This is a genomic window from Paenibacillus vulneris (assembly GCF_039543185.1).
In the GTDB taxonomy this organism is placed as follows: Bacteria; Bacillota; Bacilli; order Paenibacillales; family NBRC-103111; genus Paenibacillus_S; species Paenibacillus_S vulneris.
Window position 1 is genome coordinate 104666 of sequence record NZ_BAABJG010000027.1, and the last position, 20457, is coordinate 125122.

The 20457-nt window shown below is 51.8% G+C and carries 23 protein-coding genes; 14 read left to right on the forward strand and 9 right to left on the reverse strand.

Annotation, left to right across the window (positions count from 1 at the left end; all coding sequences use genetic code 11):
* Positions 1–26 precede the first annotated feature (26 nt).
* Positions 27–479: a hypothetical protein gene (locus ABEA66_RS23360; RefSeq protein ID WP_345591270.1), complete on the forward strand. Its 453-nt coding sequence runs from the start codon at positions 27–29 to the stop codon at positions 477–479.
* Positions 476–1099: a hypothetical protein gene (locus ABEA66_RS23365; RefSeq protein ID WP_345591271.1), complete on the forward strand. Its 624-nt coding sequence runs from the start codon at positions 476–478 to the stop codon at positions 1097–1099. The genes ABEA66_RS23360 and ABEA66_RS23365 overlap by 4 nt, the downstream gene beginning before the upstream one ends.
* Positions 1100–1105: 6 nt before the next feature.
* On the opposite strand, the gene ABEA66_RS23370 is transcribed toward ABEA66_RS23365, so the two are convergent.
* Positions 1106–1324 (reverse strand): hypothetical protein, encoded by a 219-nt coding sequence (locus tag ABEA66_RS23370; RefSeq protein ID WP_345591273.1) that lies wholly within the window; start codon positions 1322–1324, stop codon positions 1106–1108.
* Positions 1325–1498: 174 nt separating this feature from the next.
* Here ABEA66_RS23370 and ABEA66_RS23375 point away from each other — a divergent pair, with 174 nt between their 5' ends.
* Complete coding sequence (locus tag ABEA66_RS23375) at positions 1499–1798, forward strand: hypothetical protein (RefSeq protein ID WP_079908533.1); 300 nt, start codon at positions 1499–1501, stop codon at positions 1796–1798.
* 186 nt (positions 1799–1984) lie between these two features.
* On the opposite strand, the gene ABEA66_RS23380 is transcribed toward ABEA66_RS23375, so the two are convergent.
* Entirely contained in the window at positions 1985–2611 is a 627-nt protein-coding gene (locus ABEA66_RS23380; RefSeq protein WP_079908534.1) for an FMN-dependent NADH-azoreductase, read from the reverse strand.
* Between the two features lie 190 nt (positions 2612–2801).
* The gene (locus ABEA66_RS23385) at positions 2802–3086 is read right to left on the reverse strand and encodes a hypothetical protein (protein WP_079908535.1); all 285 of its coding nucleotides are present in this window, start codon (positions 3084–3086) and stop codon (positions 2802–2804) included.
* Between the two features lie 232 nt (positions 3087–3318).
* Here ABEA66_RS23385 and ABEA66_RS23390 point away from each other — a divergent pair, with 232 nt between their 5' ends.
* A complete protein-coding gene (locus ABEA66_RS23390) occupies positions 3319–3984 on the forward strand; it encodes a tetratricopeptide repeat protein (RefSeq protein ID WP_079908536.1) in 666 nt (221 codons plus the stop codon).
* Positions 3985–4024: 40 nt separating this feature from the next.
* Here the strand turns inward: ABEA66_RS23390 and thiO are convergent, their stop codons facing one another.
* The gene (gene thiO / locus ABEA66_RS23395) at positions 4025–5137 is read right to left on the reverse strand and encodes a glycine oxidase ThiO (protein WP_345591279.1); all 1113 of its coding nucleotides are present in this window, start codon (positions 5135–5137) and stop codon (positions 4025–4027) included.
* Positions 5134–5772 carry a thiamine phosphate synthase gene (locus ABEA66_RS23400; RefSeq protein ID WP_345591281.1) on the reverse strand — a complete coding sequence of 213 codons (639 nt, stop codon included), beginning with the start codon at positions 5770–5772 and terminating at the stop codon, positions 5134–5136. Before ABEA66_RS23400 ends, thiO begins: the two co-directional genes overlap by 4 nt.
* A 175-nt stretch (positions 5773–5947) precedes the next feature.
* Between ABEA66_RS23400 and thiD the strand changes: the two genes are divergently transcribed.
* From thiD to ABEA66_RS23415, 3 genes are all read left to right on the forward strand, one after another.
* A complete protein-coding gene (thiD, locus tag ABEA66_RS23405) occupies positions 5948–6784 on the forward strand; it encodes a bifunctional hydroxymethylpyrimidine kinase/phosphomethylpyrimidine kinase (RefSeq protein ID WP_345591283.1) in 837 nt (278 codons plus the stop codon).
* Positions 6785–6902: 118 nt separating this feature from the next.
* A complete protein-coding gene (locus ABEA66_RS23410; protein WP_079908540.1) occupies positions 6903–7334 on the forward strand; it encodes a DUF86 domain-containing protein in 432 nt (143 codons plus the stop codon).
* Positions 7335–7495: 161 nt separating this feature from the next.
* Positions 7496–8128 carry a helix-turn-helix transcriptional regulator gene (locus ABEA66_RS23415; protein WP_192701024.1) on the forward strand — a complete coding sequence of 211 codons (633 nt, stop codon included), beginning with the start codon at positions 7496–7498 and terminating at the stop codon, positions 8126–8128.
* Between the two features lie 73 nt (positions 8129–8201).
* On the opposite strand, the gene ABEA66_RS23420 is transcribed toward ABEA66_RS23415, so the two are convergent.
* The 4 genes from ABEA66_RS23420 to ABEA66_RS23435 form a co-directional block, all read right to left on the reverse strand.
* A complete protein-coding gene (locus ABEA66_RS23420) occupies positions 8202–9800 on the reverse strand; it encodes a DUF2339 domain-containing protein (protein ID WP_345591287.1) in 1599 nt (532 codons plus the stop codon).
* Positions 9801–9890: 90 nt separating this feature from the next.
* Entirely contained in the window at positions 9891–10625 is a 735-nt protein-coding gene (locus tag ABEA66_RS23425; RefSeq protein ID WP_345591289.1) for a bactofilin family protein, read from the reverse strand.
* A gap of 16 nt (positions 10626–10641) precedes the next feature.
* Positions 10642–11265, reverse strand: coding sequence for a YhbD family protein (locus ABEA66_RS23430; RefSeq protein WP_345591291.1), 624 nt, complete (start codon positions 11263–11265; stop codon positions 10642–10644).
* A gap of 311 nt (positions 11266–11576) precedes the next feature.
* Positions 11577–12218, reverse strand: coding sequence for a bifunctional 4-hydroxy-2-oxoglutarate aldolase/2-dehydro-3-deoxy-phosphogluconate aldolase (locus ABEA66_RS23435; protein ID WP_345591293.1), 642 nt, complete (start codon positions 12216–12218; stop codon positions 11577–11579).
* A 255-nt stretch (positions 12219–12473) separates the two neighbouring features.
* Here ABEA66_RS23435 and ABEA66_RS23440 point away from each other — a divergent pair, with 255 nt between their 5' ends.
* The 7 genes from ABEA66_RS23440 (at position 12474) to mnmH (ending at position 20212) form a co-directional block, all read left to right on the forward strand.
* Positions 12474–14072 carry an OPT/YSL family transporter gene (locus tag ABEA66_RS23440; protein WP_345591295.1) on the forward strand — a complete coding sequence of 533 codons (1599 nt, stop codon included), beginning with the start codon at positions 12474–12476 and terminating at the stop codon, positions 14070–14072.
* Between the two features lie 9 nt (positions 14073–14081).
* Positions 14082–15149, forward strand: a complete 1068-nt coding sequence (locus ABEA66_RS23445) for an S-methyl thiohydantoin desulfurase family protein (protein ID WP_192701018.1) — start codon at positions 14082–14084, stop codon at positions 15147–15149.
* Positions 15150–15179: 30 nt separating this feature from the next.
* Positions 15180–16115 carry a DUF1177 domain-containing protein gene (locus ABEA66_RS23450; RefSeq protein ID WP_345591298.1) on the forward strand — a complete coding sequence of 312 codons (936 nt, stop codon included), beginning with the start codon at positions 15180–15182 and terminating at the stop codon, positions 16113–16115.
* A 42-nt stretch (positions 16116–16157) separates the two neighbouring features.
* Complete coding sequence (locus ABEA66_RS23455; RefSeq protein ID WP_345591300.1) at positions 16158–16832, forward strand: AroM family protein; 675 nt, start codon at positions 16158–16160, stop codon at positions 16830–16832.
* Positions 16833–16851: 19 nt separating this feature from the next.
* A complete protein-coding gene (locus ABEA66_RS23460; RefSeq protein ID WP_345591302.1) occupies positions 16852–17799 on the forward strand; it encodes an aminopeptidase in 948 nt (315 codons plus the stop codon).
* Positions 17800–18039: 240 nt separating this feature from the next.
* The gene (gene selD / locus ABEA66_RS23465) at positions 18040–19104 is read left to right on the forward strand and encodes a selenide, water dikinase SelD (protein ID WP_345591304.1); all 1065 of its coding nucleotides are present in this window, start codon (positions 18040–18042) and stop codon (positions 19102–19104) included.
* A gap of 76 nt (positions 19105–19180) precedes the next feature.
* Positions 19181–20212 (forward strand): tRNA 2-selenouridine(34) synthase MnmH, encoded by a 1032-nt coding sequence (gene mnmH, locus ABEA66_RS23470; protein ID WP_345591306.1) that lies wholly within the window; start codon positions 19181–19183, stop codon positions 20210–20212.
* The last annotated feature ends 245 nt before the right edge of the window (positions 20213–20457 follow it).

Below are 20457 nucleotides of genomic sequence, written 5' to 3' on the forward strand. Positions count from 1 at the left end.
GACAGCAGTTGCGGAAGGCTCTGCGTATGTTGGAATGGATCCTGGTCATTTCCCTGTTGCTGCAAATTATGATGCTCGCCGTAAGGCCTTATATTAGCATGAATAGTTACCAGAAAGAGATTCGTGAAGCCAAGCGGCTGGGGAGCTTTTACGAAGGCGGTTCAGAGACCCAGCTGTATTTCGGTAAAAAGCTGCGGGTGAATGGCGTTATCTACGGCGGTCAAGGGGAATTATCCGTATACATGACCGGAACGGGCAAAAATCCCAATAAGCTGCCGAATCGGGTACTGGCGGAAACCGACAGCGGGATTCCACTGACCCAGCGGGGATACAGCAGCACGAACACAGCATTTCGCTCCGAGGGGAATTACTTATTCAGCGATGTACCGCAGGGAGTTCACAGTGTTCGAATCTTTAGCGAAGCTTATGGAGAATCCTTCAGCTTTATGATTCCTTTGACCGGGGGGGACGTAAGATGAGGATAGCCCGGTTTGTTAACCGGAATAGAGGTCATGTGCTGCGATGGTTCATCATATTGGCTGCAGGGCTATTCCTGCTGAGGCTTCATTATTCGGACGATCCCTGGACTCCGGAAGGGGTGGCTGCGGAGGCTCTGCTCAGCATGGAAATGCCGCCTGCTCAGATTCATACGATGATAGAGAGCGAGGACAGCATTTTCGCGGCGCTGCTGTATGATGAAGAGCATGGATTGTTTCACCAAATGTTCATGTCACGCTCGTACGGGTTATTGTGGGTCCATAGAGGCGGAGGCTTCGGCAGTAAGCTGAATCCGGATACGCTGATCAGCTTCAGAATGGGGATGTCGACGTTAGATAAGCGATATCACTATTATTATGCGGGGCAGGTTCACGATCCGAACGTAGTCCGGCTTCGCATTGTATGGCCGGATGGGCTGGAACAGGTAACGGAGCCGCGGGACAATCTCTATATGGTCATACGTTCCTTTTCCCTGAAGGATCCTGCAAGCGAGAATGCTTGGGACAGCAAGCTATATGCATATGACAGCGGAGGGAACCTCTTATATGAGCTGAATGCTCAGACACAGGAAATCCAGAGACAGCAGCTGCCTTCGTCATAACCGGGATCAGGCGCCAATATAAAAAATGGAACCGTCGCTGCTCTGCAGGGTGCGGTTCCATTTTTGTTTGTGCTTGCGATGAAGCCTTTCTTTCTTCTCAGTCAAGGTAGGTGTTTTTCGTTCAACCGGTACGAGTCCGTTCCATTGCAATCTTTGAAGCTCCGGATTCAACCCGCCTTCACGTACCCTTCGGGCGCGCGCTTTCTTTGCTTTACTTTGTGCCATAGTAGGCACCTCCTCCAATAAATTGATTTCATTTATATTATAACCGATGGCGGCGGGCAAGTGATAGTATGACAGTTTTGAAACAAAATGAAGAATCGGTTGTTTTCGCCACGTTGATTTGTTACCCTTAGTAAGGAGTAAAGCTTCATTGAATCGGTTTCGGGAGTGAGCAGGTTGTCTTACGATAATATATATTGGCTAATAATAAGCGCTGCGTTTGTTTTTCCTCTTCTTATCGGCATCCTGATTATGCTGAAGACGAAGAGAATGCTCGTTTCATTTTTAATATCCCTTGCAGTCAATCTGGCCATCACGGTGCCTAGCTGCATGTGGTGGAGCTCTCTGTTCGAAGGCTTCTCCCGCATGTTCGGATTGTTCGGCTTCGGTGTAGCTTTTGTAAACACGGAGGTGCTGGTGCTGTTCGCGCTGTTTATTATGAGAAAGAAAGCGCCGAATCCCGAGACGGTCCAGTAATCAAATTGTAATATGATATTCATCTGGCTTTAATGTTGGGCGGATATAATAGAACTCGACCCCCTTTATAATATAAACGACTTGATGGTCCGCAATCCGAGCGATTGTGGACCTTTTTCTGTCTGCAATAAAAAGAAAGCCCCCAATCCCTTATAGGGATTGGGGGTCTTGGCTGCAGGGCAAGGATTAGAATGCAGCAGCTGCTTGAGCCGCATTTTTCACGCCTTCGCTAATAATAGCTTCCGCTTTGTCAGGGAATTGGTTATGGCCTTCCACCACAACAGTTGTTACATCCTGAACGCCGATGAAGCCCATGATGGTTTTAGCATAGTTCAAGGACATTTCCAGAGAAGCCATAGGACCTTCGGAGTATACGCCGCCACGTGCGTTCAGCAAAGCAACCTTTTTGCCGGATTGCAAGCCTTGAGGACCGTTAGCTGTATAAGCGAAAGTTTTGCCTGCTTGAAGAATGTAGAAGAAGTAGGTCAACAATTGAGCAGGAACGGTGAAGTTCCACAATGGGAATGCAAATACCACTTTGTCGGCAGCGATGAATTGCTCCAGGTATTTGTTAACGTTACTTGCTTTTTGCTCTTCAACAGCCGTCAATTCAAAGCCTTTGCCTTGCTTGAACAAGCCTGTCAATGTGTCCACATCGTAGTAAGGAAGCTCTTCAGCGAACAAGTCCAGCTCTTGAATCGTATCTTGAGGATGAGTTTCTTTATAAGAAGCGAGGAAAGCGTCGTACAGCTTTACCGTAGCGGATTGCTCGGCAGGACGACCATTAGCTTTGACAAAAAGAACAGTAGACATGAATAATTCCTCCTTGAAAATAAGCGTAGATTGATAAGTAAGTAGGATGTGAAATAATAAACATCTTACGTTATGTAAGTATAATAAATTATGTACTTACTTTTGTCAAGTGACTTTAAAATATTGTTTTTATGTAAATGGGAACAAAAAAAGAGCCGGAACAAAGTTCCCGCTCTAAAACCCTAAGCCGTTAAAGCTTGGCCTTCGCCTGCGATTTTTTCGGTTGATGAAACATCTCGAGCTTTTTCTCCCGGGCTTCCCAGCGGAAATTCGCGATAAAGAAGCCGATAATAGCCATGACAATAATTCGAATGTAGACCCAGGAAGTGCTGACCGTTCCCTGAGTTAACCATTCCATGAGCGTAAACAAGGCCGCCAGGGGCAGCCCCCAGGACAGAACGCCAAAATACATGACATATTTGGCTTTCCCCATGGCTCTCGTCTTGCTCCATTTACTGGCTTGCATTTCATTCATGCAACTAATCCCCCCGGATTCTGCTACGTCGTAGCCATCTCAATAGTATCGTCTGCCTTGTTCATTCGCTGACACGGAGGCAAAGTCCTTCTCGTGCGCAAATTGTTCACAATCGTTAAGTAGAATATACCAAAATTAGGTTAATCTATCCAAATCGCTGGCGGAAAGTCAACATTTTAGAAAAATATGTTACAATAGGTGGGAAAAATAGACAAAGGAAGGGTACGGTGGAATGAGCAAGCTGCTGTTATTTGTCGCATTAACCTGGCTGACAGGGAATCCGTTTATCGCACTCATTGTGCTGCTGATTATTTTATATGCATTGGACCGAAGATTTATCGGGCTGACGCCGAGCATTTTCAAGCCCATTCAGCGGGCAAGAAGACTTGCCCGATTGCGGCAAGAGCTGAGCATGAATCCGCATCAAACGTCTTCCAAGCTGGATATGGCCCGCCTTCTCATGGAGCGCAGCCAATATAGGGAAGCGTCCCAGCTGTTGGAGCAGATTAGTACCGTCATGGAAGATTCCGCTGATGTCAGGGCGGAGCTTGGGGTGTGCAAGCTTAAGCTCGGCTCCTTGGAAGAGGGGGAGCAGCTGCTGCTGGAAGCGCTGGAGCTGAATCCGCGCGTAAAGTACGGGGAGCCGTACCTGAGACTGGCCGAAGCCTGGGCGGATACGGAACCGGGGAAAGCGATCCGTTATTTGGAGACATTCGGCTCGGTGAATTCCTCGTCGTGCGAAGCTTATTACCGCCTTGGCGAGCTGTATGCGCGTTTGGGGCAAAAGGAAGAAGCCCGCAGAGCTTACCGTGAGACGGTAGAGCTGTACCGCGGACTTCCGAAATACCGGCGGCGATTCGAACGCCGGTGGGCCATGCTGGCAAGATTAAAAGGTTGAATGAGTTCGAATTTATGCCGTTCATTAAAATAGGTGGCAGTTAGTCTACTGTGGCAAACATCCGGTCCGGCGTAAAAGCTGATAAATCCATATCCGGCTGCTGACCCGTCACGAGCTGACGGATGAGCTTGCCGGTGCCCGGGGCCAATAAGATCCCGTTACGGTAATGACCGGTGGAGAAGATCAGTCCCGGCAGCTTGGAGGAAGCTCCCATGAAAGGCAGCCCGTCCCGAGTGCCTGGACGAAGTCCCGCCCAAGTGCTGACCAGCTCGGCCTGCTCCAGCGCAGGAAGCAGCCTGGCCGCCTTGGCATGCAGCGCGCTTACCGCGGAAACGTGGCATCGCTTGTCGAATCCGGCCTCCTCTTGGGTTGCGCCGATCAGCATCGTTCCGTCCTGCTTCGGCACGATATATCCGCCCTTTGTAAATATCGTTTTCTTGATCAAAGGGGCGTCGGTCTTGACGGAGATGCACTGTCCTTTGGACGGAAACATCGGAAGCCGGAAGCCGAAAGGTTCGGTCAACGTAGGGCTCCATGCCCCTGCGCATACAATAACATGATCGGCATACAATTCTCCTTCGGATGTTCTTACGCCGATAATGCGTCCCCCTCGTTCTACGAGATTGAAGACCGGCGTCCATTCCCGAATGTCGCAGCCCTGCTTATGTAAAGCAGCCTGAAGCGTCTTGGCCAGGTGGACCGGATGCACCTGATGATCCTTGGGGAAATACAGGCCTCCACGGACATCGGAAGCAATCGCAGGCTCCCATTCTCTCATAGCGGCCGCTTCCATCCATTCCGCATCCTGAATCCAGGCCAGCCGGCTTCGAAGCTCCTGCTCGTCCTCCTCGTTCCATGCTATGCGCAGGATGCCTTGCTGGATATACTGAGCAGAGACACCGCTTAGCTGCTCCAATTCTTCCGTCCATTCCCGATACAGCCGCTGACTGAGGCGGCATAATTCATAGAAGGAGCCGGGCTGGTGAATTTCTACCTGAGCTCCCAGCATTCCGGCGGCAGCGGTGGAGGCCTCTTGAAGCAGAGCACCCTTATCGATCAGCGTACAGCGGACTCCGGCGCGGATCAGCTCCAGTGCAACGGCGCTGCCGATAATGCCTCCCCCTACAACAATAGCTGAGGTCGTGCTGTTCAATGAAATCCACTCCTAGGTATATGATGGGTACGATCGATAGCTTCGCGAAAGCGAACGATTTGTCCGGCCGGCTGCGGATGAAGCAGAACCGAAGACAGCACGGCAATGCCGGCGCACCCTGTAGATAGTACTTCTTCGACAAGATCAGGCTCGATGCCCCCAATGGCGATCACGGGTACCGGACAAGCGTCCACGACCTCGGCTAATGCCTTGATTCCGCGCGGGGCGAGTCCCGGCTTTGAATTCGATTCATAAATATGGCCGAACAGGACATAATCGGCGCCTTGTTGAGCCGCGTCCACGGCTTCCTGCACGGAATGCACGGAGCATCCGATTCGTGCGGCCGGGGGCAGAATATGACGGCTTTGCGATACGCTTAAGCTGTTATAAGCGAGCTGGACACCGGGGGCCTGAACGGCCAGAGCCGCATCCAGACGGTCATTGATAAAGACGGTGTTTGCCTTCAGCAAGGGCTGGAGCTGTGCATACCACTCCGTAATCTCGCGGGCTCCGCGCGTTTTCTCCCGAATGTGCAGCACATCGATGCACTCGGTCGGACATTGCCTCAATATATCGGCAACCTCGCTCAACTGCTGCTTGCCTGTGGTCATAACATGCAGTGCGTGCTTATTCATCGTAAAGCTCCCTCAAAGGTTCTTCTTTTCATCATAACGCAGCCCTTTTGCACCGTCAAAGCGTTTGCCCAAGTTGTCATAAAAATATCAATAACTAGAAACTTGACGCTGGGAAAGCGGATAGATACACTTATTGAAGATAGGAAGGCTTGGGTAAGCGGAACGAGGAGGTATCATGGTGAATAAGGTCTATAAAGCACTAACGATAGCAGGGTCGGACAGCGGCGGGGGCGCAGGTATTCAGGCGGATTTGAAAACGTTCCAAATGCTTGATGTCTATGGAATGTCCGCCATTACGGCAGTGACGGCACAAAATACGTTAGGCGTGCACGGCATATATGATATTCCTCTGGAAGGTATAGAGAAGCAACTGGAGGCGGTAATCGGCGACATTGGCGTCGACGCGGCCAAGACAGGGATGCTGTCCCAGCCTGAGGTGATTGAGCTGGTGTCGGCCCAAATCAAGAAGCACGGGATCACTAAGCTTGTCGTCGATCCGGTTATGATCGCCAAGGGGGGAGCAAGCCTGCTTGCGCAAAGCGCCCAGCATGCATTAAGGACGCAGCTGCTTCCGGTAGCCGCTGTCGTAACCCCTAACATCCCTGAAGCGGAGGTTATTACCGGACTCCGGATTACGACGCTGGATGAGATGAAGGAAGCGGCAGTCCGCCTGGTGCAGCAATTCGGAGCCGGTGCAGCGGTGGTGAAGGGCGGCCACAGCTCAGGTGAGCCTACGGATGTTCTATATGATGGAGAACGGTTTCACATATTTACGGCCGAGCGTTACGAGACACGGCATACGCATGGCACCGGATGCACATTTTCCGCTTGTATTGCAGCCGAGCTGGCCAAGGGCCATAGCCTGCTGGAGGCGGTGCATACGGCCAAGCAGTTTATAACGCTGGCGATTCGGGATGAGCTGGGAATCGGTGCCGGACATGGACCGACCAACCATTGGGCCTACAGCAGACAGCTGAGGGCAGATGCAGACAAGCTGAAGAAGGGGCAATAATACGGATGAGCTATGAATACCTGATGCAGGCGGTCCTGCTGATTTTTTTACTAATTTTCTCCTTTCCGGCGATTCTACTGTGGTCCAAATGGAGAAATAAGAAACGGAGATAACAACGATGTATTACGTAAACCATGAACAAATTAACGTGCGTCTTCAATTTTTGCCGACGCTGTCACATGCCTGCCGCGAGCTGACGGAGCAATGGCAGGGGGAAGAAGGGAAGCTGCTGCTTCATTTGGCGCAGGAACGGGTACTTCATCTGGCCATTGAAACGGTGACGGATATCGGAAGCTTGCTTATCGACGCTTTTATGATGAGAGATGCGAGCAGCTACGAGGACATTATAGAAATTCTTGCAGGTGAACGCGTATTTGATGAAGCAACGGCACAGGTGCTGAAGCGTCTGGTTCAGCTTCGCCGGCCATTGGTTCAGGACTTTGCCTCTTATCCGCGGGAATCGCTGCATCCGCTGATTGGAGAGCTTCCGGCGGTATTAACCGCATTCGCCGAAGCGGTTCCTGCCTTTATCAGTAAAGAAATGGTATAATCCGTTATTCCTGAAATCGCCATAATTAGGCTTTTTGATACATTTTAGTATACTAATTTACTTATTGTCGTATTTCGTATACAATGAGATGTATCAGAACGTTTAATGGCTGAAGGGAACGACTCGGATTCCCATACTTACGAGGAAGGCGGTGAGACCGGGTGAACCAGGAACAGGATGTATCGACGCGCAAAGTCATATTGACCATGCTTAAGACGAGCGGGGCATTGACCGTTAGTGAAATGGCTAAGCAGCTAGGCATTACGGAGATGGCGGTGCGGAGACATTTGAACACGATGGAGCGGGACGGTCTGATCGAGGCGAAGCTGGTGCGTCAGGCGATGGGCCGGCCTACCAACTTATACTCCCTGACGGAGAATGCCGATGATCTCTTTCCGAAGAAGTACCATCATTTAACGCTGGATTTGTTAAGCGAGCTGGTGGAGGAAGCCGGACAAGGCAAAGTGGACTTGCTGTTCGAGAAGCGCAAGGAGCGGCTGATCGGCCGTTATGAAGGTCAAGTCAGCGGAAAGCCGCTGCCCGAACGCGTTAAGACGCTTGCCGAGATTCAAAACTCGAACGGCTACATGGTCGATTGGTCCGAAGGGGAGAACGGCGAGTTCGTCATTAATGAACATAATTGCCCCATATCCCAGGTTGCCAATCAGTACAATCATGCGTGCCAATGCGAATTGAATATGTTCGAGACCTTGCTGGACGCCGACGTTCAACGCGTAGAATGTCTGGTCAAAGGCGGCAACAAGTGCTCGTATGTCATACAACCCAAAAACTAAAACCATCCCTCGCTTCTATCAAGCGCGGCGATGGTTTTTTTCTGATCATTATTGAATGAATACCTGAGATGATCTAGGGTTCCTGCTCGGCCGTTTCGCTGGTTATCCCGGGGCCGGCGGCTTGCCATTTTCCGTTAATATAAGCAATGCCGAAAGTAATGATGCCCAGGACGAACAAAACAATCACTTTATAGAAGGTTTCGCTTCCGGCCAGGTCGAAGACCAGGGTCTTGGCTGCTACGCATAGGAGCACGAGCGAGCCGAATACGCGAAATAACGATTGTCTGCTGTATGCTCCCCACATAAATAGAAGCAAAGCATAAAGTCCCCATGATATCGATAAAGTAAGCTGCAAATCCAGGAAGCGGGTTAGATCATATTCCGCAATCATATTCTTCACCTGAACCGTCAGCAGACCGCCTAAGATGAGGTGGCTCGTGACGGAGTAAACGATGGATAACAGGCGGTTGTCTTCCGGACGCAGCACGGCAAAAGACCCGCGTATAGAGAAGTAGAACCCCATGGCGGCAAGAAGCTCCCATGCCAGCGCAGACCAGTTAAGGAACGGGATATATACTCCGAACCAAACGCCCCAAGGAGCTGTCCATGTGACGAAGAACCAATAGACCACGACTGCGAACCATACGCCAATGGCCGAGGCCCTCAGCCCTTCAAGCCTCTTCCAAGCTCCGGCGACATACAGAAGTAAGGTAATCATCAGCCAGAAGTATACATTGAGCAGAGGCTTCACAGCCAGTTCTTTGCCAAGCTGGGTCGAGGCGATTAACAGAAGCAGTCCGCCGCCCGATAATTTGGTGAGCACAGCGGCATTGAAGGAAGAAGTCAAACGGAAAACGAGAGCGGACATGAGGATATAGCCAAGCCCCATAAGCAAGAGAGGGTAGGCAAAAGGGACGAGTCCGTTCAAAATCACGACCGACCATCCCCCGAACACGATCGCATTCAGTACCCCGAGATACAAATTCAAGCCGTCAAAGCGGGGATTCTGCTTCCAGGATGAGATCAGAAACGCCAATACATAGAACCCGTAGGCGGCTAACGCATAACGGAAAGGCAGACTCCAAAGCGTGGAGACGTCCGGATCGAATTGAATATAGTAGACCGTATAGAGCACCCAGGTGCCGATAAAGGACACGAGGCGCAGCTCGGTCCAGCTTTGGCGGATACTGAGGAAGAAGAAGACAACGTTAACTACCAGCAGATAGAGAAATAGGGTAAATACTTGATCTGTCTCCGGCCTCAAGATCATGGGGGACATCAGCGCACCAATCAGCCCGACATTCATCAAGATCCGAAGCTGGGCCTTGTAGGCCAGCACGCCAAGGAGGCTCGTCAATGTCAGCATGCAGATAAAGACGGTCATGGAATCCCACAGCGCGAAGTAGATGCCGGAGAAGCTGAAGGTGGTGTACAGCAGCGCGGCTCCCATGCCTGCGATAATTTCTCCAGAGAGAGGGAACCGCTGCATCCATTTCAAACCGCCCAATACACAGCCGATACCAATGGCAAGACCAAGGCCGATTTTTACTGTATCCGAAATCCAGCCCTGGCTCCAGGTATACTTGAACAAATAGAGGAACGAGCTTACAATAAACATCGCCCCCAGCAGGTGAATCCACGATTTTCGCAGCAGATCGTTCATGTCTGTCATCTCACTTCCATTATGGATCAGTCGATTATGAGATGATTGTAAGACGATCGGTCTGCTTCCATAAGTACTAACTTTTTCTAGTACCTTAAGCTATACACGGTCACTGCGATGAACGACGGAGTTTTTGGCCTGCTCAAAATGCTCCTTGTACTCCACGCATTCGATTTCACAGCCTGGACCTATATGGACGGAGCTGCCGCGGACGACTCTCGCCTTCGTGTATTCCAGATAGATGTTATCGCCTTCGATAGTGTCCGCCGTGAGGTTATTTTCGGTCCGGGGAGCGAGGGAGTGAAGCAGCTTGTGAAGGCTGTAGGCCAACCCGGAACGGGTTACCTTGATGGTCTCCCCGCCAATTTCTCTAGCGGAGCAGGGTCCGAACAGCTGGATGTGAACCGTGCCCGCGTTCAGCAGACCGCCGATGGTAAAGGCTCCTTTGGCGGCAAACGATTCGGCCTCGCAATCCTTCAGCACGGTGACCTCGCCGCCGATTTGCAGCTGATCCCCTGTCAGGCTGCCTCCGATATCGGAGCTGCCGTACAGCTTAAGCCACTTGACGGAAAGATCTCCGCCGATATCTGAGGTGCCGTAAATGTATGCCCGGTCCGAATCTACATTGCCTACGACAACGGACGTTCCGAAAATCTTGAATGACCGGGATTGGATATTGCCGTCTACGCGGCTTGTGCCGTAGATTTTGAAATCGGTGCAGTCCAGATTGCCGATAACCTGTCCTTCTCCCGTAATTTTGACCTCCTGATAGACACCCCCCGACGCGCTTCCCGAGCCGGCAAGCACCAGCCTTTGTCTTAATGCTTCTGCCATAAGAATCACCTTCCATTCAGTTGATTTTCAATTTCAATTCTTCAATGCAAGCGGCAACGTTCAAACGGGTAACGACTCGAACGCCGGACTCAAAGAATACTTCGCCAGAACCGGAGCACAGTAAAAAGGTGGAGATGCCCATTTTTCTTACAAAGATGATGTCCCCGCGGCTCTCCTGCAGTTTAGGATAATGCTCGCTAAGGACCTGCAGCAAAATTGCTCCTTCATCGAGACTCATCTCGCCGGTCTGGAGCATTTTCTCCAGAATGAATAGATAGAGAATACGTTCAAAAGGAAAGATGTCCGTGTCCCCGAGACGATCTGTAAAGAAATTCAAAGCAACATTCGAAACAATGTTACGGTCTATAAGCTCCTGCTTCCAGAGCGATATTTCCGTAGGGGCCGGAGAAAGCAGGTCAGCCAGCTCATCCAATGACAAATCGTCTTTCATATTTTTGATCTTATCGATCCGGGCCAGTATTTTATGCTTGGGAAAAAAGGTCTCCTGCCCTGTAAAGGTTGATTTGCGTATAAACCATTCCTCAGGAATCAAATTTTTCCGTTTCCATCGGTATAGCTGGCCATAGGACAGGCCGGTTTGCTCCAGCAGGTCTTTCTTGGATATGATCTCTTGTTCCATGCGGCAGCGCCTCCTTGCAAACCTAGTGTAGCATAACAATGTTACGTTGTAAATGAGAAGGTGACCTAGCTGCAAAGCCGGAGGCAGCCTTGCCAATAAAATAGCCCCAACCAAGTGGGGCGAGTCTGTAGAAAAACCGGAGCACCTGCTTCGCTGCCCCGGTGGAGTGAACCCCTTCCGTCCAAAGTTCCGAAGAAGCCCTTGCAATAAAACATTACCATTGTAAAAAAGCTCTCCCGTTCAGGCACAGCCCTTCAGGGAAAGCTATTATCTGCGTTGAGCATGAAATGGTAAAAAAGCTTTGTACACGGTTACCCTTGGGATTGGGTGCGTGCGGTTAGACGCGCTGCTTTTTCTCGAACCCATTCGTAGTTGCCGTTCGCGATCTCCTTCAAATTGACGAGTGAACCGCCAATGCCTACAGCATAGCAGCCGATTTGCAGAAACTGGGCGATATTGTCCTCCGTTACACCGCCGACGGCAACCATCGGAATATGGCTTAACGGTCCCTGCAGCTCTTTCAAGTAACCGATGCCTAGACTGGCTCCCGGAAATATTTTTACCGCTGTCGCTCCCGCCTTCCAGGCTTTAACCACCTCTGTCGGCGTCATAGCTCCCGGGAATACCGGAGCACCTTGCTCTACGGCATAGCGGATGACGTCTTCATCCATATTAGGGGTGACCAGATAAGAGGCGCCTGCCTTGAATGCCTTCTCGGCATCCTCCCGGTCCAGCACGGTCCCTGCTCCTATGTACATGCGATCCCCAAACTGTTCTTGAAGCCTGGCAATCATGCTTTCCGCTCCGGAAGTATTCAAGGTAACCTCCATCACTTTTACGCCGCCGTCCAGCAGCGCTTGAGCCACACCGGCAATATGGCCTTCCTCTACACCGCGGACAATCGCGATGATTCTCGTTTGCTCAATAAGCCGCAAGCCTTCTTCCCTCAGCATACCCATCCACCTTATCTATAAGTTATGAATCTATTATGCCATGCTTTGGCGCGGTTGTTAATCTTTGAACCTATCCAAAGCGATACAAACGGTCGTATGCCCTGGCTGCAATTGCCTGTACTGCCAGAATGAGCACAGTACAAGCTGTTCCTGAGAAGGAATGTTCAAACCTGAAAAAGCGAATAATGGGTATGTAAAAAACAGGGGGCCTAGGCCGCAGAGAAGATTCTGCCGCAACCCAAGGGGGATGATTTCATGGATAATGAAAAGAACCATCCGAGTATATTCGAGCCGTTTGCGCTAGTTCTAAACATTGTAACCGCAGTGCTGGGAGCTATTATCGGCATGCAAATCGTGACGACGCTCGGGGTAACGCCCAGTACGGCGATTATCGGCGCGCTGGTCGCTATGCTTATCGCAAGAATACCGGTTCAAATGCTGAAAAAGTATAAATCGGTGCACCGTCAAAATCTGGTGCAGACCTCCATTTCGTCCGCTACCTTCGGGGCTGCCAACAGCCTGCTGATTCCGATAGGAATCCCCTTTGCTATGGGGGCGCCTAATCTGGTCATACCGATGCTTATCGGGGCGGCGCTGGCTATGTTCGTCGATGCCGCGATATTGTACAAATTGTTCGACTCGAAGCTGTTCCCGGCATCCAGTACATGGGCTCCCGGAGTAGCGACAGCCGAATCCATTAAAGCAGGCGATACGGGCGGCAAACGTGCAGGCTTGCTTGGGGTAGGAGCCGTTGTCGGGCTAATCGGCTCTTATTTCAATATTTCCATGTCCGCGTTCGGTGTCGCATTTATCGGCAACATCTGGGCGCTTACGATGTTCGGTATCGGGTTGATGATCCGCCAATATTCGGTTCCATGGTTTCATGTCGACGTCAATAAGCTGTATATCGCTCACGGCGTTATGATCGGCGCAGGCATAATCGCTCTCATCCAGGCGGGGATGCTTATCTTCAGCAATCCGGCCAAAAAAAGGGACGGAAAGCAGGCAGGCGACGAGATCGACGAGAGCAAGCTCACGCGGTCGGTTCCAGAAGCAAGAAGAGCTCTAAGCTGGGGATTCGTCGCTTATCTGGTCATTGCGCTGCTTATCGCGTTTATCGGCGGGATCGTCTCCGAAATGTCCGCGGGGATGCTGATCGGCTTCATTGTTTTCGCCGCCTTTGCCGCTTTCGTTCATGAGCTGATCGTAGGTATCGCGGCCATGCATTCCGGCTGGTTCCCGGCCTTTGCCGTTGCTTTTATAACGCTTCTGTTCGGAATGATGATCGGCTTCCCGCCGATTGCGCTCGCTCTGCTTGCAGGCTTCAGCGCTGCAACAGGACCTGCGTTCGCCGATATGGGCTACGACCTCAAAACAGGCTATATTCTCCGTGGTAACGGGGAGAACAAGGAATACGAGCTGCAGGGAAGAAAGCAGCAGTACATTACGGGGATGATCGCCTTCGGCGTCGCGCTGTTGACGGTGCTTGTCACCTACAACAGTTATTTCTCCCAGAACCTGGTCCCTCCGATTGACAAGGTATACGTATCTACAATCGAAGCGGGTACATCACCTACGGTGGCGAAGCAGCTGCTGATTTGGGCCATTCCGGGGGCCATTGTCCAATTGCTCGGCGGGCCGACCCGGCAGATCGGCGTTCTGTTTGCAACCGGACTGCTCATAGCGACACCGAATGCATGCTGGGCCGTGCTGGTTGGTATTGCGCTGCGCCTTATCGTGCTCAAAACCAAAGGCAAGGACGCCGAAACCCCGATGAGCATTTTGGCTGCCGGCTTTATCGCCGGGGATGCGCTGTACAGCTTCTTTAACTCGATATTCAAAATGAAAAAGTGAGGTACCTCCATGGCGATTATCAAGCTGGATGAACAAATGGTGGAATACGCGGTGTATGGCGGGGCCGTGCTGGGAGGCGGCGGGGGCGGATGGATCGATGACGGCCTTCAGATTGGCCGGCTGGCCCTCGAGATCGGACAGCCTAAGCTGTACAGCATAGACGAGTTCCATGATGACGACCTGTTTGTAACGGTGTCGATGGTAGGCGCTCCAGCCGCCAAGGACCAGTTCGTGAAGCCGATTCATTACGGCAAGGCTTTGGACATTTTAACGCAAAAAATCGGCAAAACCGTTCATGCGCTTCATACGAACGAGAATGGTGCGGGTACGACCGTCAACGGCTGGTTTCAGTCCGCCATCACAGGGATTCCGCTTGTCGATTTTGCCTGCAATGGGAGGGCGCATCCTACAGGCGCCATGGGCTCGATGAATTTGTCCGAGGTAGAAGGCTACCTGTCCCACCAGGCGGGGGTAGGCGGTAAAGAGGATAACTACGTGGAAATCAGTATTTCCGGGTCGCTTGACAAGGCCGCTTCCTTGATTCGCAAGGCTTCGATCGAAGCCGGGGGGCTGGTGGCAGTGGCGCGCAACCCTGTGACACGGGCTTACGCTTTGGCCAACGGTGCCCCGGGAGCTATTACTCAAGCCATCGAGGTCGGAGAGGCTCTTCTTGCTCACAAGGGAGAAGCGGCCATCGATTCGGTGGTTGCCAAGCTGGGAGGACAAGTGATCGTGACAGGGACGGTCACTGAATTCCAGCTGGAAACGGCCGGCGGCTTCGATGTCGGAACGGTGCGGATCGATAGCTCCCACGAAATGACCTTCTGGAACGAATACATGACGCTGGAGAAGGACGGCGAGAGATTAGCGACATTCCCCGATCTCATCATGACACTGGATGCCAGGACAGCCAAGCCTATCGTAACGGCTGCCATTCAAAAGGGTCAGCAATTAGCGGTAATAGCCGTACCGAAGAGTAAGCTGCTGCTTAGCACCACGATGAGCAACGAGAAGCTGATGAAGCCGGTGGAGGATATTATCCACAAATCGATTCTGCCTTATTTGCATGCCAAATAAACTAACAAGACGCAGCGGAGGATTCCAAGAATGACATTAAAGCAGACGCTTATCACATTGGATGTATTGGACGACGGAAACGTAAACGGAGAAAGGGTCAAGCAGCTGTTCAAGGATTACCCGGACGTTTCCGTTCAGGTAACTGTCGTTAAGGGAGAGAAGGGAAGCACGGATTTCATTAAGATGGTCATTCCGGGTACGGAGGGCAAAAGCAAAGGAGGAAACGCTCCGACCTTCGGCATCGTAGGCCGTCTTGGCGGAATCGGGGCGCGTCCGACGCGCATCGGGCTTGTGTCTGATGCAGACGGCGCGGTGGCTGCTGTGGCCTCCGCCTTGAAGCTCGCAGAAATGCAAACGCGAGGAGACTCGTTAAAGGGTGATGTGATCGTGACGACTCACATTTGCCCGGACGCTCCGACCAGACCCCATGAGCCGGTTGATTTCATGGATTCACCGGTCGATATTTTAACCATGAACCAGCATGAGATCGTTCCGGAGATGGAGGCAATTCTGTCCATAGATACGACCAAAGGGAACCGCGTGATTAATCATAAAGGCATCGCGATTTCGCCGACGGTAAAGGAAGGCTATATTTTGCGGATCAGCGACGACCTGCTGCGCATTATGGAAATGACAACCGGACAGCTGCCGGTCACCTTTCCAATCACAACGCAGGATATTACTCCTTACGGTAATGATCTGTATCATATCAATTCGATCCTCCAGCCGGCTGTAGCAACGGATGCACCGGTAGTGGGGGTTGCGATTACCGCGCAATCTATTGTTCCCGGCTGCGGTACGGGGGCCAGCCATGAGATCGACATCGCTACGGCCGTCCGCTTTGCCGTCGAGGTCGCCAAGGAGGTTACCAACGGCACCTGCGAGTTTTACAGTAAACAGGAGTTCGCGCGAATCCAGCAGCTGTACGGCTCAATGAAAATTTTTCAAACCTCGGGGAAGGCCTAGACGAGGGCATCAGCCCTCCCTTGGCGGGGAAGGAGCATTAGGATGGCAGCCCAATTAGGAATGATTACGATCGGCCAGGCTCCCCGGCCCGACGTGGCGCCCATCATGGAGAAATATTTGGAGGGTCGCGCGGAGCTTGTACAGGTCGGTGTAATGGATGGAATGGATAAGGAAGCTATAGAACAGCAGGTAAGCCCGAGAGAAGGGGATTATGTGCTGACCTCACGACTGAGGAACGGGGATTCCGTCGTCATGTCCCGTGAGAAGATTCAGCCCATCCTGCAAAAGAAAATTACGGAGCTGGAGCGGAGCGGGATCAGGCAGATCCTGCTTCTGTGCACCGGTGTATTTCCGGGGCTTCGCACAACGACTTCTTATCTGATCGAACCGGACCATATTCTTCCTCCTGCGTTGAAAGCTATGGCTGGAGGCAGACGATTAGGTGTGATCGTACCGCTCGAGGAACAGAAGGAGGATCTTAAGCCCAAATATACATCTCTGGGCCTCAATCCGCTCTTTGCCGTCGCTTCACCTTACCTTCATCAACCGGATCATTATCGGCAGGCGGCGTTCGAGCTGAAGGACAAAGCGGATCTCATCGTGATGGACTGCATGGGTTATACTGAGGAAGCCCGGGAGCTTGCAGCCCAAGCCTCCGGATTACCAGTTGTATTGTCCAATGCACTTATGGCAAAATTAGTATCGGAAATGATTTGACGATAAAGGAAGACAGACGATGAATCCGAAACTTACAGAAATTAGCAAGAACGTCCTGAAAAACTGTTTGGGGCTTAAAGAGAACGAAACCTTTTTGGTCGTTGCCGACGAAGTGAAGAAGGAGCTGGCCGAGTCCCTATTCGAAGCGGGAAAGCAGCTTGGAGCGGAATCGATGCTTGTTGTTATGAAGGAACGATCCAAGTCGGGGGAAGAGCCGCCTGCGCCCGTTGCGACGGCAATGGCTAATTCCAACGTGGTGGTCTGCATCACGAAGCATTCCTTGACCCATACGCAGGCCCGCAAGCAGGCAGCGGCAGCTGGTGCCAGGCTGGCGACTATGCCGGGCATTACCGAAGACATGTTCCTGGAGGGGGCAATCTCAGCGGATTATGTGAAGGTGAAGGAGCTGACGGAGAAGGTCACAGATATATTGACCGAAGGTCAAAAGGTTCGGATTGAGAAGGACGGCTGCATCTTAACCTTCTCGATCGCTGGCAGGAACGGAGTTCCGAGCACCGGCATGTATTTGAACCCGGGGGAGTCGGGCAATCTGCCATCCGGTGAGGCCTATATTGCGCCGATGGAAGGAACGGCGGAAGGGCAGATTGTTATTGATGGCTCTGTAGCGGGAATAGGCAAGCTGCAATCCTCGCTTAAGGTCACTCTCGAAAAGGGCCGTATTGTCGATGCGGAAGGCCCGGATGCTGCAAGGCTGCTTCAAATTCTGGGCGACGGGGATGGGCGTCAGTTGGGCGAATTCGGTATCGGAACCAACGACAAGGCCCGGATTACCGGCGTCGTGCTTGAGGATGAGAAGGTATACGGAACGATTCACGTTGCGTTCGGCAGCAACAATACCTTCGGCGGGGTCATTGCCGCAGGAGTACATATTGACGGCGTCGTTACGAAGCCGACGGTATACATCGATGATCGTTCGATTATGGAGAACGGACAGTTTCTCAGCTAAACAGGCTGGCTGGCGGATGAGTTATGCTCATTCGCCGGCTTTTTTGCATATAAGACGGGTTCCCCTTCAAAATACCTGATTCAGCTTCGAAATCAAGTAGTTTTTCTTATCAGAATCGCCCCATCACGAAGGGTTATTTTTTGCCTGTCCATCTAAGCTCCAAATCTGTATTTTCGGGGAATACTGTGATAATGTTGGTATAAACGGTATTTGTATAAGAGAGAAAGGAAGTCGATTTCCATGAGTGAAGGGCTAACAGATAAAATCAAATTAACCTCGCTTTCGAGCAAAGGAGGCTGCGGTTGTAAAATCGGACCGGCGGATCTTCAGCAGGTCATCAAAACACTGCCTCAAGCCATGCCGAATCCCAATTTGCTGGTTGGCCTGGATACGAGCGATGACGCCGGGGTCTATAAGCTGACCGACGAATTGGCGCTTGTTCAAACCGTTGATTTTTTTACACCGATTGTGGATGATCCGTACTCCTTCGGTCAAATCGCCGCTGCCAATGCGCTCAGCGACGTCTATGCCATGGGAGGAAAGCCTCTGACCGTGCTCAATATTGTGGCATTTCCTATCAAAAAGCTGGATAAGCAGGTCTTGGCCGATATTTTGCGCGGGGCGGCGGATAAAGTGCAGGAAGCGGGAGCGACCTTGGTAGGCGGTCATTCTATTGATGATAATGAGCCGAAATTCGGTCTGGCGGTTACGGGCATTATCCATCCGGATAAAGTGAAGCCGAATGCGGGAGCGAAGGCAGGCGACAAATTAATTTTGACCAAGCCTATCGGAGTGGGCATTATGACGACTTCTATCAAAAAGGATGCCTTGAGCGAGGAAGAGGTCAAGCGTGTGACCCAAGTTATGAGCACGCTGAACAAAACAGCTGCTGAAGTGATGGAGCCGTTCTCGGTTCATGGATGTACGGATGTGACCGGATTCGGCCTGCTGGGCCACGCTGCGGAGCTGGCGAAGGGCAGCTCGGTGGGCGTTCGCATCGGCTTCCGCCAGGTTCCGGTACTACCGCGTGTCCGCGAGCTTGCTGAAGCCGGGTTTGTTCCAGGCGGCACGAAGAACAATTACGCACATCTGGAAGGCACTGTAACCTTCCCTTCCTCTATGGATCAGATCGATCAATGGATTTTGTGCGATGCGGTCACTTCCGGCGGCTTGCTCATCTCCGTGGCAGCCGAAGAGGCTGACAAGCTGCTTCATAGCTTGGTTCAGGCCGGCGTAGAGGCTGCCTTGATCGGTGAAGTGACGAGCGATCATCCAGGGCAGATTCAAGTTGTTGATACGCTGTAGCCGAATCGGTCTGCAGCAGGAACCATGAAGGACGGTTGCTTAAGCGAATTCGTTCTTTATATAAGGAGAGAGGCAATTGTTTCAAGATATCACCGTAGAAGAGCTGCTGGAGCAAAAGAAGGAGCTGACGCTGATTGATGTTCGATCGCCGGGCGAGTACCGGGATTTCACCATTCCCGGGAGCATGAACATTCCGCTTCTCGACGATGCGGAGCGTGCGGAGATCGGCACGATCTACAAGCAGGTCAGCTTTCAGGCAGCCAAAGACCGGGGGCTTGAGATTATTTCCGCCAAGCTTCCGAAATTTATTAAGCAATTCGAAGAAATTGATTCCCGCAAGGCCGTCTTTTGCTGGCGCGGGGGCATGAGAAGCAGAACAACGGCCACAGTGCTTTCGCTTATGGGCATCCGTGTTTATCGGCTGGCTGGCGGTATCCGCTCTTACCGCCAGTGGGTTGTCAAATCGCTCGAGCATTTCGAATTGAAGCCGCAAATGATCGTAATCAACGGCTATACAGGAACCGGGAAGACCACGCTGCTGCACAGGCTGGCTGAGCAAGGCATTCCCGTACTGGATATCGAGGGGCTTGCAGGTCACCGCGGCTCCATCTTCGGACAAATCGGCCTGAAGCCGAATAATCAAAAAACGTTTGAAGCGCTTCTGCTTCAGGATCTGCTCCGGTATAACGATCGTCCCTTCATAGTGATGGAGGCGGAGAGCAAGCGGATCGGCAAAGCCGTCATGCCCGATTTTCTGGTCCAAGCGAAGGATAAGGGAATTCAGCTGCATTTGGACATGCCGATGGAAGCCAGGATAAGGCACATTATGGAGGACTACGATCCCGCGGCTCACAAAGAAGAATGTCTCACGGCATTTGAACGGATACGTCGGCGGCTCCATACTCCGATTGCGGCTGAAATCGAAAGGTCGCTCATCATGAACCAGTATGCCGCGGCGGTCGCGCTGCTGCTCGAGCATTACTATGATCCGCGTTATGAGCATTCCGGCGAAAAGCATGCGAATGACTTCATTCACCTTCCCGTCGAAAATCCTGAAGACGCAGTTCAAAAGGTCACTTCGTTTTTGCAGCAGCTAAAATGGAAGTGATGAGGTAAGGCCCCTTCGGGGGCCTTTTTAGTTGTTGAGAAACCTGGAGAGCTTGAACTATTGCCAATATACTCCGGTGGGGTATGCCCCTCCAGCCGCTATTGAAACCCGTGAAATGTTATTATATTTAGCGGTATTTTCACGGGTTTCAAAGGCGGACGTAAACTCCTCCGAGGCATACCCCACCTCCATATGTAGCATAGTTCACGCAAAACAGGGTTACTCAACAACCCCTAAGGCCCCTA